The organism is Mesorhizobium sanjuanii, assembly GCF_002529485.1.
GTDB classification, from domain to species: domain Bacteria; phylum Pseudomonadota; class Alphaproteobacteria; order Rhizobiales; family Rhizobiaceae; genus Mesorhizobium; species Mesorhizobium sanjuanii.
In genome coordinates, this window is the sequence record NZ_NWQG01000013.1 from 50,721 (window position 1) to 67,389 (window position 16,669).

The window sequence follows — 16,669 nt, forward strand, 5'->3', positions numbered from 1 at the left end:
TCTGGGGGTTTACACCGATGATAGGACGGGTTTGAATGCCACGACCAAGAGCACCGTAACCTTTTGAAAGATCGGCACAGCGCTATTAGGTGCAACGCGCCGGCGCGGGGAGTTGCGGGCTCCCGAAATTGCTTCCGGTGAGCGGCTTACTGTGGAAAGTTCATGTCGGAGACGCAGCCCGTGCGAAAAGCGGCAACGCGAGGGCCTCTCTTGACATAGCGTTGAGCAGACCTGGATCAAGCCGATAGCTTTCGCTGCTGAACCCTAACCGTATGCTTGTGCTCTAGTCGCCAGCAGCTGCGTGAGCCAATTCGGGTCAAGCTTCGGTTCAGAGGAGAGCAGAAGGTTAGTATAGGGGTGGAGTGGCGGCTTCAAGACGGAATCCCGCGACCCCTGATCGACGACCATTCCGTTTTGCATGACGACGATCTGGTCAGCGATGGCCTTTACTGTTGCCAGGTCGTGCGTAATGAATAGGAAGGAGGCCGAGAGCTCTTGCTGCAAGCGCTGAAGCAATCGTAGTATGTCTTGAGCGACGAGCTGATCAAGAGCAGATGTTACTTCATCGCATATGATAAGTTCTGGCTCCGCAGCCAGCGCGCGCGCGATACAGATGCGTTGCTTTTCCCCTCCAGACAGATCCTCGGGAAACCGACGCGCAAAGCTTTGGTCCAAGTCAATCATCTCAAGCAGTCTAGCTACGTATCTTTCCTGGGCTTTGCCTCGCAGACCGAGGTAGAATTCAAGCGGCCGTCCCAGCACTTCTCCGATTTGTTGCCTCGGATTAAGTGCGGTGTCAGGCGATTGATAAATCATCTGGATGCGCTTCAGGTCGGAGCGGGACCGCTGTTGCATGCGGGGAGAAAGTAGTTTTCCGTCCAGCGCAATCGTGCCTCGGGTCGGCGTCAGAAGGCCGGTGATCGCACGAGCGAGCGAACTCTTTCCACTGCCCGACTCACCAACGACGGCGACCGTCTGCTTACGTCCCACCTCAAAAGTTACGTTCTGAAGGACGCTTACTCGTCGTGCGTAGGCCGCGCTCAGGCTGTCGATGCGGAGGAGCGGCTGGCCCGCAGGCGATGGGGTAGACCGCCGTCGCTCGATTTTCTGGCCGAGCAGCGCTTTCGTATAAGGTTCTCGCGGCTTGTCGAGTATCTGACGGGTATCGCCTTCCTCGACCTTGCAGCCATGCCTGAGCACCATGATGCGATCGGCGAGCTGGGTGACAACCGCGAGGTCGTGCGAGATATACAGCGCCGCGGTACCAAACCGTTCGACAATCAGCTTGATTGCCGTGAGTACCTCTACCTGTGTCGTCACGTCCAGCGCCGTCGTCGGTTCGTCGAAGACGATTAGCTCAGGCTGGCATGACATTGCCATGGCAATCATGGCGCGTTGAAGCTGGCCGCCCGAAACCTGATGCGGATAGCGGTACCCGATGCCTTTTGGGTCGGGCAGGAGCAGCGTCTTAAACATATTCTGGGCGTCGGCTTCCGCCTGTTGCCTTGTCCTGAGCCGCCGCTTGACCGGTATTTCTGTGTATTGGGTGATGAGGTTCCATGCCGGATTGAAGGATGCAGCGGCGCTTTGCGCCACGTAGGCTACCCGTAGCCCGCGTAGCGCCCGCAATTGCCTTTCAGGTGCCCCCACGAGCTCTCGCCCGTCGAAGCGGATTGACCCTTCTGCGAAGCGGCTGCCGTTCCTTACATAGCCGAGCGCGGCGAGGCCAGCAGTGGACTTACCGGCACCGGATTCCCCTATGAGACCGAGCACTTCGCCGCGATGCAACGTAAGATCCAACTCGTGGAGCACCGGGCGCCAGGTATCATCCGCTCTTACCTCAACCGTGAGGCCGGTGATCTGGAGCAATGGGTCGGTGGATACGCTTACGCCGCTCATGCTTTCAGTCCACTCGCTCGATACAACAACCAGTCAACCGTCAGGTTGATCGCGACCGCCAACACAGCAATGGTTCCGGCAGGCAATAGCGGTGCGACCTCGCCGTACACAATGAGCCCAGCGTTTTCTCGAACCATACTTCCCCAATCGGCAGTTGGAGGCTGCATACCTAAGCCTAGAAACGACAAACTGCTGACGAAAAGGATCGCAAAGCAGAATCGCATCCCGAACTCCGCCAGAAGCGGTGCATTGATGTTGGGCAAGACTTCTCGCCGCATGATCCAGTTGAGGCCCTCGCCGCGTAAGCGGGCTGCCTCAACGAAATCGAGCGCAAGAACGTTTGATGAAACCGCTCGCACGAGGCGAAACACGCGCGTCGCGTCGGCGAAGGCGATGACGAGTATCAGCGCCGTGATCGAGGTACCCGTAAGCGTAAGGATCAACAAAGCGAAAATGAGTTGCGGGATGGCCATTGCAATATCCATGAACCGGCCGAGCGCGTTGTCGACCCAGCCTCCGATCGTGGCAGCAAGCAGACCCGCGGCGGTGCCGCTGAGAAATCCAATCAATGTCGCGGCCAGGGCAATGGCGATCGTATTCCTTGTCGCATACAGAAGCCGGCTCAGCATGTCGCGGCCCAGATAATCCGTACCCAACAGGAAGTTGGGTCCCCACGGTACATACTCAACTCCTACGATCTGCGATTCAGAGTAGGGTGCCAGGATGGGCGCTAGCGCCCAGACGAAGATGTACCCCCCTATGAGGATGAGGCCAATCCAGGCAGAAACCGGAGCGGATCTCAGCAGGCGCGCTTGCCTCCCGGCCAGCAACGTCATGGCTTGGACTGCGATCAAGCCGGCAATGCCCGAGGCAGGGAATGCCGCAAAGCGGGTTTGCGCAGCCGCAACGGCGGATCCGTAGAGGAGCGAGGCAAGCAGGATCCCGAACTCTACGCACCGGCCTTGCGTCCACCTTAAGAGGATCGTAGCCATCCCGCCAAAAGCGGCGGCTGCAAGAGCGATTGCGCCTCGATTCCCCTGGGCCCAGGCGGCATTCGCCAAGACCGCAAAGACAAGTCCGGTGGCGCCGATCGCGAGCCAGACCGTGACGCTGCGTCGGATTGCAAGATCAGTCATGTAGCTCCTCTGACTCAGCGCGGGTGGAGAAGGCGGGGATTGGTTAGAATTGTCAAAACGTCGGCGATCAGGTTCAGCGAAACGTACGTCAGCGCGAAGAACATACTGCATGCCTGAACGACCGGAACATCCCTGCGGGCGACGGAGTCGACCAGAAGCTGACCGACGCCCGGGTAGACGAAGATGACTTCCACCACCACGACACCAACGACGAGATAAGCCAGGCTGAGGGCCACGACGTTGATGATCGGGGCGAATGCGTTAGGGAGCGCGTGCCGCACGATTACGCTACCCGGCGTCGCGCCTTTGAGCCGCGCCATCTGGATGTATGGCTGCGCCAAAAGATTGACGATCGCCGCGCGGGTCATGCGCATCATATAGCCGAACACCCCAAGGGTGAGGGCAAACGCTGGTAGCGCTGTACGGTAAAGACGTTCGCCGAAATTGAGATCGGGGCGAATGTTCGAGATGCCCGGGAAGAGTCCAGTCTTGGCGCTGAAGACGAGTATGAGGAGATAGCAAAGAAAGTATTCAGGGAGCGAGATCGAAATCGACGCAGTGATATTGATCGCCCGGTCGAACAGTGAATGCCTGTGAGTCGCGGACAGTATCCCAAAGCCCAGCGCAAACGGCACTGCGAAGACAGCGGCGAAGCCTCCTAGGAACAGCGTGTTCCAGATTCGAGTGCTGATGAGATCGGAAATCTTGCGGTGGGTCACTACTGATTGACCCAGATCGCCCCTCAGAACCCCGCCCAGCCAATTGATGTACCGTTCGGCAGGTGACACGTTGAGACCAAGCTCTTGCCGCAAAGCGGCAACATTTTCGGGAGTCGCATCCCGGCCCAGTATGGATTGGGCGGCATCGCCGGGTAGCAGTTCCACTCCAACGAACAGGATCAGAGAGACGATGAAGAGCGTCGCAGCGCCGAATGCAATCCGTTTGGCGATCAGTTGCAGGATTTTCTTCATGATCTCGGGCCTTTAAAGTCCATGCACTTGCAGCTTCAGCGGAGGCTCTATGGTGGAGAAGTCCTCTCGAGCTAGGTCGCGCGTGATGATGACCAGCCCATCCTCGCGCTCCAATCCGTCTGCGATCTCGCGCGGAGGGTCAAATGACCCGCCAACTCCTTGAATAAGGACTCGACGTCCCTCCGTCCGGACGAATCCTTTCGTCCGCAACAGGCGATCACCGCAGTACCCGACCAAGTTCTCAATCCACTCAGAAAGTTGATCCCATTTGGGCTCTTCAAATTTGATCAAGAAAACGTTCATCCTGGTGTGCTTGGAGTTGTTCGGCTCCTGACGCGCCACTATGGAAAAACTCGATCGAAGTGGCATTTGAATACCAGCAAAGGCAAGCCGCGCCCGTTGCGTCCGGTCGCGCTCGTTCACGATCGCCGCGAGCGGATTCAGATACGCGGCGGCTTGGCTCGCCCTGCTCGATGCGAGGTCGTCAGCGCGATCCACCTTGCTGACGACGATCGTCTGCGCGGCCGCGAGCTGAGCAACGGCTTCCTCGAAGCGAGCTGTCATGTCTGGCCCCTGTTCGCAATCATAGGTCGACAAAACTGTTGTGCGCAGAGGCATCCCGGTATTTAGGAGCGATCTCAGAATGGGAGAAGGCTTCGACACGCCGCTCGTTTCGATAATGATGCGCTCGAACGGTTGCCCTCCTGCTGCCTCCCTCTCCGCGAGCAGTTCCAAGATGGCGTTGGGCAGGTCGCTGTTGAGCGAACAGCATACGCAGCCGTTATCGAGTGTCGCGACGGGGAACCCAGTGCGCCCCGTCGTTATGAGCGCCCCATCCACGTCGATCTGACCTACCTCGTTGACAATAACGCCAGTATTCGCGGTCCCTGGATCCCGTATGTGGTCAAGGATTAGCGAAGTTTTTCCGCTTCCGAGAAAGCCGGTCAGCAGAAAGATTTGCGGGTAGAATCGTTGGGCATTGAAGCTCATACGTTGTCTTGACCCAGCAACGTGTCAATGTTCGCTCCAGCCCAGCTTTGCGCCACGATCTCACGCACATCCGCCAGCAGTTCGGCCGTATCGTAGACCACGCCGTTGCGTATTGTATACTGGAGGCCACGGCGCCATTCTGACCGACCTGTCGCGTCATTGAGGCGCAGCGCGCCCGTCCCATAAAGGAATTTCAAATCCCCGAGCGGATTTTCTTGGTGGACTAGTAGGTCGGCGCACTTCCCTACCTCGACAGTGCCGATTTCGTCGGCCAGCCCCATGAGCTCTGAGGCGCGCATCGTTGCGGCTCGGATGATTTCCAGAGGGTGGAAACCGGCTTCTTGGAACCATTCGAGATCGCGGATGAAGCAGAAGCCATCAATTTGATAAAGGAATCCTGCGTCACTGGCCGGGCAAACGCGCCCGCCTTTCTTCATATAGTCGTACACGAATGCAGACCATCGACGGAAATGTTCCTTCCATTCGACCTCGTTTCGCGTCGACCACTGAAACCAATACGAACCATGGTTTTGGCGCTGCGGCTCAAAAAAGTCCCACAGGTTCTTATGCGTATATTTGTCATGCCAGTCGGCGCGCCGAGCCCGCATCAGGTCCCGGTTGGCCTCCAGGATGGCAAGGGTGGGGACGAACGTGTGGTCAAGCTCGAGGAAACGGTCGAGCGTTTCGTTCCACTTCGTGCTGCCAGGCTCAGCCGCATGTATGAAGTTCTGGCTGCTGCTGTTGTAGCGCAGGTATTCGTCCATGAAATCGTAGTTGGCCGGGTATGGCTGTATGCTGGTTCGCTCGAACATGGCTTCGGGAACACCGTAAAAGTGTTCGGTGCTTGTAAGCCCCCAGCTGGCCGTCGTTAGCGCGTTAAGCCTGGACAGCGCCATTTGTGGGTGATGACAGCCAGTGCGCAGGCCAAGCGCTTTCGATTCCTCGAGGGCGGCTTTGAAGATAGCCGGCGAGGCGCCGTAGAACTTGACCCCGTCTGCGCCTCTTTCCGCGATTCCTCGCAACCAGGTCCGCCCTTCTTCCGGCGTGTGAATGATGTTGAGGAATTCGTCGTTCGATGGAAAGCCGGCATAGGCCATGATCCGGGGCGCGGTGATCTCGTTGGCTTCAGATGCGGCTTTTTGTTGGAGCGTCCAGCCCAGCCCGTTTGCCGACCACATATCGCGGACGGTCGTGATGCCGTGCGCCAACCACAGTTTATAGACGTATTCGACAGGTGCCTGCTCTCCGTTCGACGCGTGGAGAAAGTGACCGATGTGTACATGGGAATCGATGAATCCCGGAGTTACCCATTTCCCATGGCAGTCAACCTCGAAGTCCCCTTGAGGTGGGCGGCGTTCTGGGTCGATCGGCAACCCGGGAAAGCCGACACTTACGATCTGGGTTATGCGGCCATTCTCAACCACGATGTCGATGGGCCCCATTGGAGGAGCCCCGGTGCCATCGATAACCGTCGCACCCCGAAGAACCATTCGAGGAAATGGTCCCACGCCGCGGTCGCGGCCACTGGCCGGAGCGAGCGGCGGCATTCCGCGAGCCGTCATTACCACTATTTCTTCGTCGCCGGCCGGGGTTCCGGGGGGCGGAAGAATTACATTTGACATCGACCAGTGGCTCCCGCTTTTCGGACATTGTGACCAGTTTTCGGATTTATTACCGCAGCGGCGCGGGAGTCAAGGGGGTTGGCGGGTACATTAGGGGCGTGAGATCACAAAACGGATCGCCCGATCGCGCTGATTTGCATTACATCGCAAGGCAGAGGTCGCGCCTGCACCTCCTTGACCGGAGACCCTGAATCCGATCTAGCTTCGTCGGGACGCGATGTATCGAAGAAGGGATAGCCAACTTGCCCGTCAGCAAGATCCACGAGCCGAAATCCGGACCTTTGGAGCGTTATGTCACGGTCCTGGAAACGGTCGTCAGCGCGCCGGACGGTCTGACTACACGTGATCTCGAGACCATGCTGGGTCTGCCGAAGACGACGGTCAATCGGCTCCTCTCTGCCCTGGCGGCAAGCGACCTTTTGGTATCTGGCAAACGGCGAGGCTCATTCATCCTAGGCCCGCGTTTATCTCAAATCCTTCAATCAGATACCGCGTGGATTGAGCTCGCTAGCAAGCGCCTGCTCAAGTCTCTCGCAGAGGAGAGCGGAGAGACTTGCTTTATCGTACGGCTCTATGGGGCGACCGTGCGGTCCCTGGTTATGGAATCGCCGGATGCAAGTGTAGGAGTCTACGTCACTCCCGGTCACATCCTACCTCCGCACGCAACGGCAACAGGCAAGCTTTTAGCTGCCATGCAGGAACCAAGTCTGCGCGAGGCGATCTTGCAGACTGAACTGAAGAGACTCACGCCTCACACGATAGTTGATAGAGCGGAACTGGAGGAGGAGTACCATCGGATCCGCGTGCAGGGTTATGCCGTTGAGAACGGCGAGCAGGTGAGAGGTTTATTTACGATCGCGTGCCCTATCGTTCTGATGGAAGGGCAGGCTCCAATTTACGCCCTGGGAATGACAGGGCCGGCTGAGAGAATGGGAAGCCAGCCGCTCTCGCTATTGGTAACGAAGCTGCAGCAGACGGCTGCCGAGTTTGCAAATGTCTTTACTCCAAATGGGAAGAAAAGACCGTAGGCTATAAGCGAGAAGCGTGAGAGCCTGGCTGGAACCAACAACTGCGGTCATATGCGCCGATCGCTCCGGGTGTCGCGAGTTTGCGCGCGAATGCGATATAGCTTCGAGATCATCGAGACCTAGTCATCTGAAGTTCGTTACACTGTAAGCTGTGCGCCTATTCGATGGCGGGTGCAGCGATGGCAAACGCGACACGCCGACCGAGGGCGCCTCCGGGTCTGGGGCGGGAAGAACGCGAGCATCTGAAACGACGGGTGCGTCGGCAGCGAGTGGCGCGACCATGTCCGACAGGGATGGGTCATTCTTCATTGCGCCGACGGCATTGTGTCTGATCGGCCTAATTCTGAAGCAGTCGCTGCGCCGGCCAACCAGGGCGGCGCCTCTACTTGCCGACCGTATGTTAAATGCGCCCCCAGCTCAGCTGCGACGGGCCTAGGGCGGTTCTCAGTGGATTAGACGAGGCCGGATCGATCTTGCGATGGCGATCCGAAATACGGTATTTAGATCCATTTTATGGTGTTCTAGATTGACACGGAAGGGAAATCCTGATTATCGGTCGGTACAAATACCGTTTTTCGGAGACTGAAAATGGCTGAACTTCCGCGCGTGACATACTCGAACATCGGAGTGGATTTTTCTCCGGTTCACGCTCACCTCGATACAATAATGCCCGACTTCGAGAAGAATATGCTTGCGAGCGACTGGTCAACGCCATTCGCGACGGGCTCAAGGACAGAAATCCTCAGCCCTATCGAAAAGACGATCTCTCTTGGCAAGTTCCCAGTATCAACCGCGACCGACGTCAAGTCCGCGATCAAGGCTGCGCGAGCCGGCGCGAAATTGTGGAATCGTTCGACACTCGACGATCGTCTCGCATTCGGCGCACGGTGGCTTGAGGCCCTGGCGGAACGTAAGTTTGACCTTGGCCTCGCGGCGCTCTACGAAATCGGAAAGTCCCGCATAGAAGCTATCGGCGAAGCCGAGGAATGCCTCGACTTTGTCGCGTATTACGCTTCTGAATTAAAAGCGAACAACGGATTTGTTCGGCCGATGAACGAACTGGTCGAGAACGAGACGGCCGCGAGCATCTTGAAACCATATGGCGTCTTCGCGGTAATCGCTCCTTTCAATTTTCCGCTGGCCTTGTCAACTAACATGGTTTCCGGCGCCCTGCTGACGGGCAACGCGGTGGTTTACAAGCCCTCGCCCGGCTGCTCACTGACCGGGTTGCTGCTCGCCGAAACGCTGCGCGTGGCAGGACTGCCGGAAGGTGTCTTTAATATCGTGCTGGGCGACGGCGAGGTGGGCCGCCTTCTTGTCACCGAGGATGGCATCGATGGTGTAGCATTTACCGGTTCCCACAAGACCGGGATGAGCATTTTCCGTCACCTGGCGACGCTGCCATATATGAAGCCTGTCATTGCAGAAATGGGCGGAAAGAACCCCGCGTACGTGACCAGCAAAGCTGATCTCGATCGGGCGGCGCAGGGCGTGGCGCGTTCTGCATTCGGCTTGCAAGGGCAAAAGTGCTCGGCGTGTTCGGTCGTGTACGTCGATGAGAAGGTCAAAGCTGAATTTATTGACAAGCTCGTAGTGTTTTCTGGGAAGCTGGTCGTGGGCGATCCTCGCAAGGCCGAGACCTTCATGGGTCCTGTCTACGGCGACGCCACAGTCGATCGGTACAAGACGGGGTTGGCTGAAGTCGAAGGCACGGGCACGGTGCACTTTGGGGGCGCTGCACTGGGACAAGGCTTTCCCGACAATTATGTGTTGCCGACGATTGTCGAACTGCACGGTCCTAGCCGGCTGACCCGCGAGGAACTCTTTATGCCTTTTCTGGTCGTCCGCAGCTTTGACAGTCTGGACGCTGCCCTCCACGAGGGCAACAACATCGCCTACGGCTTGTCGGCTGGCATCTTCACCAATGATCAAAGTGAGTTGCAGTACTTCCTAGACTTTGCCGAAGCGGGCGTTCTCTATGCAAACCGCGCGAGTGGGGCGACCACGGGCGCGTGGCCAGGTGCGCAGCCGTTCTGCGGCTGGAAGGGGACTGGGGTCAGTGGCAAGGGTGGTCTCGGCACCTGGTTCTTGCCGCAGTATCTGCGCGAGCAGAGCCAGACGATCATGACCAAGTGATTGAAGGAGGATCGCAGCGCTTTTCACGACCCAACCCTAAACTTCTTTCTTTTCGATTTGCGAGATCATGCACCACTATCCAGATTCAATGCCGAAATCCCGCGAGATGTACGAGCGTGCCCGCAAGGTCATGCCGGGCGGGAATACGCGGACAACTGTCTTCATCGACCCTTTTCCGATATACGCCGACCGCGGCGAAGGTTGTCACATTTGGGACATCGACGGCAACGTCTACTACGACTGCATCAACAATTTCACAGCAATGATCCATGGCTATGGTCATCCCGACGTCACGGCGGCGGTGGTAAGTCAGATGCCCCACGGAACGGCTTTCGGAGCGCCCACCGAGAGCGAGCTTGATCTTGCCGAACTGTTGGTCGAGCGCCTCCCGTCGGTCGAGCAGGTTCGCTTCGCCAACTCTGGCACGGAAGGTGTCATGATGGCGATCAAGGCGGCTCGGGCGTTCACCGGTCGACCGAAAATCGTCAAGATCGAAGGCGCGTACCATGGCTCTTATGACTTTGCGGAAGTCAGCCTCGACAGCTCGCCCGCCAATTGGGGTGACATGCCAGCCTCTACAGCATATGCGAAAGGCACCCCCGCAGGAGTACTTAACGATGTGATCGCGGTGCCATTCAACGATACAGAGGCGCTGCGTGCTGTCTTTGACGCGCATGGCAAAACGATAGCGGGTGTTCTGATCGACCCAATGCCGAACCGCGCTGGACTGATTCCCGCCCAGAAGAACTACCTAGGGGCGATGGTCAAGATCGCTCATTCTGCCGGCTCGCTGGTAATCTTCGACGAGGTGATCTCACTCCGCCTGGGCTACTCTGGTGCGCAGGGCCTCTGGGGCATCGAACCAGACCTGACGGCCCTTGGCAAAATCATCGGCGGCGGCTTTCCGGTTGGTGCCGTCGGTGGCCGTGCCGAGGTGATGGCAGTGTTCGATCCGACCCGCGGCAAGCCTGCCTTGCCGCACGCCGGCACTTTCACCGCCAACCCAGTGACTATGCGAGCCGGCTTGGCGGCGATGCGCGCGCTGACCCCGGCCAGCTTTGAGCATCTGGACTCTATCGGCGCCCTGCTTCGTAAAGGGATCACGAATTCTTTGGCGCGCCATGGCCTCAACGGACAGTGCGTCGGCCTCGGCTCGCTTTTCAAGGTTCATTTTACTGCGCTGCCGATCACGGACTACCGGTCGGTTTATCCGGGAGCGTCCGAACGTAAGAAGCTCAACCTGTTCCACAAGGGTCTGCTCGATCGGGGAGTACTTTCGGCGAGTTACGGCCTCTTCGCGCTTTCCACCCCGATGATCGAAAATGATGCGCGCGAAATCCTTTCAGCAGTTGACGGAGCGCTCGCAGCAATCTAGTCGCAGACGTAGCGGGTGCTGGATTTATTCGGCACTGGACAATGTGTAACCAATTGAAATCAAATGACAGCTTGTCCCTATGTCGTCGCCATTGGGGCCGGTCCGCTCTGAATGTGTTCTGCGCACGTCTGCCCCGAACAAGCCGCTCGGGTTGCCGTCACCGACGCAGCGCCATAATCCCAACCGCCAGGCACCGTCCGATTTTAACATCACGGACGGCCTCGGCGTCGCCATTGCCGGCGAGCCCTTCCCGCACCCCCAAGCGCGTCGGCAAAGGCAAAAAAAGCCCGGCGACAATCCTTTGCACCTGCTCATAGTCCGACCGGCCAATGCCAAGCTTTTCATAGAAGGCCTTGGCCGTCTCGCTGTCGGTATCGACCGAGAGCCTCAGATAGGCACCGCCCGCAGCTCGGCACTCCCTGGCCACGGAAAGTGCAGGCATGGGCCGGCGAACTGGTCATCCACCTCCGCGATCAGAGTCGAGAAGGCCGGTTTGTCGCCGAAGCCGTGGCGGTGCAGATCTTCTGGCATCGATTTGATTTCCTTATGCGCGCCGCTATCGGTGCCGAGGCGCAGCAGCGCGGCAAGAACGGTCTCGACGTCGTTGGCCCGGCCGGGGCGCAGCGTGACGGTTTGCACGGCTGTGGCCGTGCTCATTGAGAGTAGGGCGCGAGCACGCTTCTCCACTGTCTTGCCGAACATCTCCCCACTTGGGTGTACGGACTGGGGAGATCGGCAGTTAGGGCGCTGGCCCTCTTCCTGCGGGTTTTGAGTTTGGTGAAGGCCGTCGTGATGGCCAATTTTCCCCCAAGTGGGGGAGATGTTCGGCAAGACAGAGGGGAAAGCGAAGGAACGCTACCATCTGGGACCATCGCCTCAAAGCGCCACCCGGTCACCGCCTAGAAGCACCGGCTCCGGCTGCGGCGATCGCATCGGTTGCGATCTGGTCGGGCGTCAGTGGCAGGTAGGGCGACATGGATGGCGTGTGCACCGAGCCGGTGACGGCGCAGGTGATGATGACTCTTCGCGGCGCCATGCTTTTTACCCTTCGACCGGCAGCTCGAGTTCGCCGGCGAGCGCCTGTAACGAGTCGCCGATGATGGAGACGATCTCGCCGACTTGTTCCCTGGTGACGATCATTGGCGGCGCGACCATGAAATTGTCGCCGTCGACGCCGCCCTTGACCCTACGGCCATAGATGATCAACCCGCGTTCATAGGCGAGGTCGAGCAGCCGCTGCGTGGCGTTCTTGTTCCGCTCGATCGGTCGTAGCGTCTCGGGATCGGCAACCATTTCCGCGCCGGTGAGCAGGCCCTTGCCGCGCACGTCGGCGATGAATGGAAACCGTTTCGCCAACCCCTTCAGCTCGTCCATCAGCACATCGCCCATCGCGGCTGCATTGGCGATCAGGTCGAGCCGGTCCATCTCGCCGAGCACAGCCAGCCCGGCGGCACAGGCCAGCGGATTGCCGGCATAGGTGTGGCCGTGCTGGAAGCCGCCGGAGGCGAGCAACGGCTGCACCAGCCGCATCGGTGCAGCCAGCGCCCCAAGCGGCGCATAGCCGGAGCCCAGCCCCTTGGACAGCGCGACGATGTCGGGCCTGCAGTTCCAGTGGTCGCCGCCGAGGAATTTGCCGGTGCGGCCGGCACCGCTCATCACTTCGTCATGGATGAGCAGGATGCCGTATCGGTCGCAGATTTCGCGGATGCGCGCATAATAATTGTCCGGCGCCAGCAGGGCTGCGGTCGCCGCACCGCCGATCGGTTCCATGATGAAGGCGACTACGCTCTCCGGACTTTCGGCCAGGATCTTCTCCTCCAGCATGTCGGCATAACGGATGCCGCGCTGTTCCATCGAAAGGTTGTCCCGGTCGCGCCATGCCGTCGGCGCCGGCACGGTCGGCATGACGCGCATCATCGGCTCAAACGTTTCGGTCAGCGCAACGTCGCCGGTGATCGAGAGCGAACCCAGCGTGCCACCATGATAGGAGGGGAAGTGTGTGATCACCTTCCAGCGACTGGCCTGGCCGGTGGCGACCGCCCATTGCCGCGCCAGCTTGATGCAGGATTCTGTCGCCTCGGAACCGCCTGAGACGAAGAAGATGCGGTCAATGCCTTCCGGCAGTTTTTCAGCCAGTTCACGCGCCAGTTCTTCGGCCGGTTCGTTCTCGAAATGCAGGCGATAGGCGAAAGTGGCGCGGTCCATCTGCCGCTTCATGGCGTCGAGCACGTTGCGGTTGGAATGGCCGATATTGGCGACCATCGGACCGCTAGAGCCGTCGATGAAGCGGCGGCCGTCCTGCGTCCACATATAGATGCCTTCGGCGCGGTCGACCAGTGGTCGGCGCAGGCTAGACAGATAGAATAGGTGCGACGGTGGCCGTGCTACGGCATCAGGCGATAGCTGCACTTCCGGATTCCTGGATACGCTGCCCTCGTCAAACTCAGGCTTCGCGATAACTCTTTTGCATGCAGCAGAGTTGCTCATTCAAACCGCCATCGATTTTACTCGAGCGGTCTCAACCGCATCGCTCAATATGCGTTTGGCGCGCTGGGGATCTAACCATGCCGCCTGCGCATCTGGAGAGAGAGACTGCAAAGGATCCGGATATGTGAACAGCTGGTTAGGCCGGACAGATGGAGCCCGGTATACAGCAAGCCCTGTTTGTCTGTCATAATGCTCGAAGCTGTGGACGTCGCGCTTTCCACCACCTCCCGGCGTATCTATGACGAACAACGGAGTGTTATACCCAGCCGTGATCCCGCGTACGGCCTTTTCTATCTGACACGCTAGTTTTACCGAGCACCGCATGTGCTCGATTCCGTCGACAAGATCACAAGTGTACACGTAGTACGGCTGTATATGTAGGTCTGAGAGTTTTTTGACGAGCTGTTTCATAACCTCGGGATCGTCATTGACACCAGCCAGCAGAACCGACTGATTGCGCATCCTTATTCCCCGCTTGAAAAGAAGCTCTGCAGCCGCAATCGTGTAGTCGGTGATTTCTCCAGGGTGGTTGAAGTGGGTGTGAAATGAAATTTCTACGTCCTGATCCCGACCAAAATCGCTAATGTTGACAAGAGCATCAGTCCATTCATGATCGCTTGTAACTTTCATAGGCAGTACAGCGAGGCCTTTCGTCGCGAATCGGATGCGGCGAATTGAGGGGATGGACAGAAGCCCCATGCCGATCGCCAAAAGTCGGGAAGGTTTGAGCCGAAAGCAATCTCCTCCCGACACTACTACGTCAACAATGGCTGGGCTCGCACGAAGATATGTCAAGATAGTATTCCAGCGCATCTGGAATGGCGACGCCCGTTTCTTCGAGACCGAGTCCGTGTCTAGACCAACGCTGTAACTGCGGGTGCAAAAACGACAATAGACCGGGCACCTATCCGTTGCGAGCAAAAGTGCTTTGTCCTGGTAGCGATGCACCAGTCCATCTACAGGTGAACTTTCTCGTTCATGCAACGAATCCATTTTTAGTAACGGGTGAGATGGAAGAATTTCGCTTCCAACGGGAATGAATTGCTTGCGGATTGGGTCTTGAAGGAAGTTCGACCAGTCAATCAGGTTCAGCAGATAAGGCGTGATCCGCATCGCCATTGGCGCACGCGCGAGGCCGAGCTGAATGTCTCGGATGAGGCTGCCGTCGGTGTCGACTCCCATCCATTCGCGCAACTGGTCAACGCGAGTAACAGCATGGCGCTCTTGCCATGCAGCGTCGCCGAACCCGTGCCTCATCTCATCCGCAATACGGGTCATCGGAACTTCGCTCGAGCTGAAAAGAGGAGGGATGCTGACCTCGTCGATGGCGCCGCCGTCAATCTGCAGCTTTTCGCGAGGAGCTCCGACGTGACGGCGGCAACAGCATAGTCGGTGAGCGTGGTCATGAACGATTCTCCCGGTCGGTGACGCGTTTGCGGACACGCATGAACCTTGCCAAAGGAGAGAATCCTTTTACAACAACATGGTAGCGCTAGTACTGCTGTTCGCATGTCCGACTTGGTCGGACATGCGACAACGAGATGCGTTGACCGCCGCGCGAATTCCCCGTCGCCTCCGGAAGAATCCTATTCGCCTTTCTTAGGAAAGCCCGAGACATCTACCGGGATCTCGGGCCGGATCGGCTGAGCCCCGGTTTGTGCCGCCTTGCACTATTTGGCGTACGGTTGCTGCGCGAGTCCGAGCGCGTTATCAGAGTCACGATCCTTGCTGGTCCACTTGCAGCCATCGCATCAGTTCACGGCGCCGTGCTGACAGCAGTCCTGTGCTATCTCGTTCGGTCCAATCATACACACCCTTGCCGCTGGGGACTCCGCAATGCCCACCCCGCACTAAAGCCGCAACCTGTTCGGGTGGCTCAGACGAAGTGTCGAGCGACGGCAGCAGGAAACGAGCAAAATGATACATTGTGTCAAGACCGCCCAGATCCGCTGATTCGATTGGTCCGGTCACAGCAAGCCGTCGTCCGATCGAATGCCGGATCACCGAGTCGATTGCTTTGGCCGAAGCAACACCCGCAGCCCAAAGCGCCCAAGCCTCACGAAGTGCTGCAAATTGGATGCGATTGCCGATGAATCCAGGCACTTCGCAATCGATGACGACGGGCTTCTTTCCAACCCCGCCAAGAATCGCGCATGTACGCGCGATCACGGCCTTGGTCGTGGCACGACTGCCACAAACCTCAACGAGCGGAAGCAACTGGGGCGGATACCAAAAATGGGCAGCAATGACTCGCTCCTTGTGCTCGACGCCTTTGTCGACGGCACTGGCCGGATGGCCGCTGGAAGTCGCGAGGACGGTACCGGATTGACAGATCCCGTCGAGTTTGGAGAATATGTCGAGCTTGAGCTCCATGTCCTCAGGAACGGCTTCGATAACGAATTCCGCCGCTGCCGTTGCTTGTAACTGGGTTGAAGTTCGGATCCTAGCCACCGCTGCTTTCGCGGACGAAGCGCTCAGCAATTCAGCCTGAACAAATTCGTTGAGGCTCGCGCCAATCCGTTGGAGCGCTCTCTCGAGACTCTCCTGGCTGCGACCAATGAGACAGACCTCCCAGCCCGCCTTCGCGAACACCTCCGCGATTCCGTGTCCGATCACCCCGTTGCCGATAACGGCCATAGTCCCAAGAGTGGACGCGTTCATTGCCGCCCTCCTCCGTTCGATGACTGATTTGAGCTACCGTATAGCGGATCACATCTCGTCTCGACGCAGCCCGCTGAAACGGACTTGTTCAACGGCCCTTACGTGCATTTCCTCAAGAACGCCCTCGATCGCCTGCTGCGCGGGCCCGGCGATGGCTGCCGCAGGAGCTGCTTGGCTGCACGACCTCTCCGAGGTCAAGGCCAATCTCGCAGTATAGCCAGATAGTCGGCCCGCTATCCGCGACTGACGAACTGGGTTGAAGAGCCCATTGAGTATACTGGGCTTTTCCTTCGCTTACTATGTCAGAACCACAAGGATTCGAAGTCGACGGATGACATCGACAAGCCTGATTTCGGCTCATTTG

The 16,669-nt window shown here is 58.3% G+C and carries 13 protein-coding genes and 1 pseudogene; 3 read left to right on the plus strand and 11 right to left on the minus strand.

Annotation, left to right across the window (positions count from 1 at the left end; all coding sequences use genetic code 11):
• Nucleotides 1-264: 264 nt before the first annotated feature.
• From CN311_RS03075 to CN311_RS03095, 5 genes are read right to left on the minus strand one after another with little or no spacing between them, the layout of a single operon-like run.
• Nucleotides 265-1,899 (minus strand): ABC transporter ATP-binding protein, encoded by a 1,635-nt coding sequence (locus tag CN311_RS03075; RefSeq protein WP_097571940.1) that lies wholly within the window; start codon nt 1,897-1,899, stop codon nt 265-267.
• On the minus strand, nt 1,896-3,035 hold the full coding sequence (locus tag CN311_RS03080) for an ABC transporter permease (RefSeq protein WP_342586599.1): 1,140 nt from the start codon (nt 3,033-3,035) through the stop codon (nt 1,896-1,898). The genes CN311_RS03075 and CN311_RS03080 overlap by 4 nt, the downstream gene beginning before the upstream one ends.
• A 14-nt stretch (nt 3,036-3,049) precedes the next feature.
• Nucleotides 3,050-4,006 carry an ABC transporter permease gene (locus tag CN311_RS03085; protein WP_097571941.1) on the minus strand — a complete coding sequence of 319 codons (957 nt, stop codon included), beginning with the start codon at nt 4,004-4,006 and terminating at the stop codon, nt 3,050-3,052.
• A 12-nt stretch (nt 4,007-4,018) separates the two neighbouring features.
• Nucleotides 4,019-4,996, minus strand: a complete 978-nt coding sequence (locus CN311_RS03090) for a CobW family GTP-binding protein (protein ID WP_097571942.1) — start codon at nt 4,994-4,996, stop codon at nt 4,019-4,021.
• On the minus strand, nt 4,993-6,438 hold the full coding sequence (locus CN311_RS03095; RefSeq protein ID WP_342586600.1) for an amidohydrolase family protein: 1,446 nt from the start codon (nt 6,436-6,438) through the stop codon (nt 4,993-4,995). Before CN311_RS03095 ends, CN311_RS03090 begins: the two co-directional genes overlap by 4 nt.
• A gap of 422 nt (nt 6,439-6,860) precedes the next feature.
• On the opposite strand from CN311_RS03095, the gene CN311_RS03100 reads away from it, so the two are divergent.
• From CN311_RS03100 to CN311_RS03110, 3 genes are all read left to right on the plus strand, one after another.
• On the plus strand, nt 6,861-7,646 hold the full coding sequence (locus CN311_RS03100) for an IclR family transcriptional regulator (RefSeq protein ID WP_115504227.1): 786 nt from the start codon (nt 6,861-6,863) through the stop codon (nt 7,644-7,646).
• A gap of 588 nt (nt 7,647-8,234) precedes the next feature.
• On the plus strand, nt 8,235-9,782 hold the full coding sequence (locus tag CN311_RS03105) for an aldehyde dehydrogenase family protein (protein ID WP_097571945.1): 1,548 nt from the start codon (nt 8,235-8,237) through the stop codon (nt 9,780-9,782).
• An 88-nt stretch (nt 9,783-9,870) separates the two neighbouring features.
• Entirely contained in the window at nt 9,871-11,157 is a 1,287-nt protein-coding gene (locus CN311_RS03110) for an aspartate aminotransferase family protein (protein WP_245440706.1), read from the plus strand.
• Between the two features lie 157 nt (nt 11,158-11,314).
• Here the strand turns inward: CN311_RS03110 and CN311_RS33730 are convergent, their stop codons facing one another.
• From CN311_RS33730 to CN311_RS03135, 6 genes and pseudogenes are all read right to left on the minus strand, one after another.
• Nucleotides 11,315-11,599, minus strand: coding sequence for an N-acetyltransferase (locus CN311_RS33730; RefSeq protein ID WP_342586601.1), 285 nt, complete (start codon nt 11,597-11,599; stop codon nt 11,315-11,317).
• The gene (locus CN311_RS33735; RefSeq protein ID WP_342586602.1) at nt 11,545-11,796 is read right to left on the minus strand and encodes a GNAT family N-acetyltransferase; all 252 of its coding nucleotides are present in this window, start codon (nt 11,794-11,796) and stop codon (nt 11,545-11,547) included. The genes CN311_RS33730 and CN311_RS33735 overlap by 55 nt, the downstream gene beginning before the upstream one ends.
• A gap of 262 nt (nt 11,797-12,058) precedes the next feature.
• Nucleotides 12,059-12,193: pseudogene (locus CN311_RS03120) on the minus strand (3-keto-5-aminohexanoate cleavage protein); the annotation flags it as partial.
• 5 nt (nt 12,194-12,198) lie between these two features.
• Nucleotides 12,199-13,566 carry an aminotransferase family protein gene (locus CN311_RS03125; RefSeq protein WP_097571947.1) on the minus strand — a complete coding sequence of 456 codons (1,368 nt, stop codon included), beginning with the start codon at nt 13,564-13,566 and terminating at the stop codon, nt 12,199-12,201.
• Nucleotides 13,567-13,644: 78 nt separating this feature from the next.
• Entirely contained in the window at nt 13,645-14,922 is a 1,278-nt protein-coding gene (locus CN311_RS03130) for a KamA family radical SAM protein (RefSeq protein WP_097571948.1), read from the minus strand.
• 438 nt (nt 14,923-15,360) lie between these two features.
• Nucleotides 15,361-16,305 (minus strand): 3-hydroxyacyl-CoA dehydrogenase family protein, encoded by a 945-nt coding sequence (locus CN311_RS03135; protein ID WP_097571949.1) that lies wholly within the window; start codon nt 16,303-16,305, stop codon nt 15,361-15,363.
• Between the last annotated feature and the right edge of the window lie 364 nt (nt 16,306-16,669).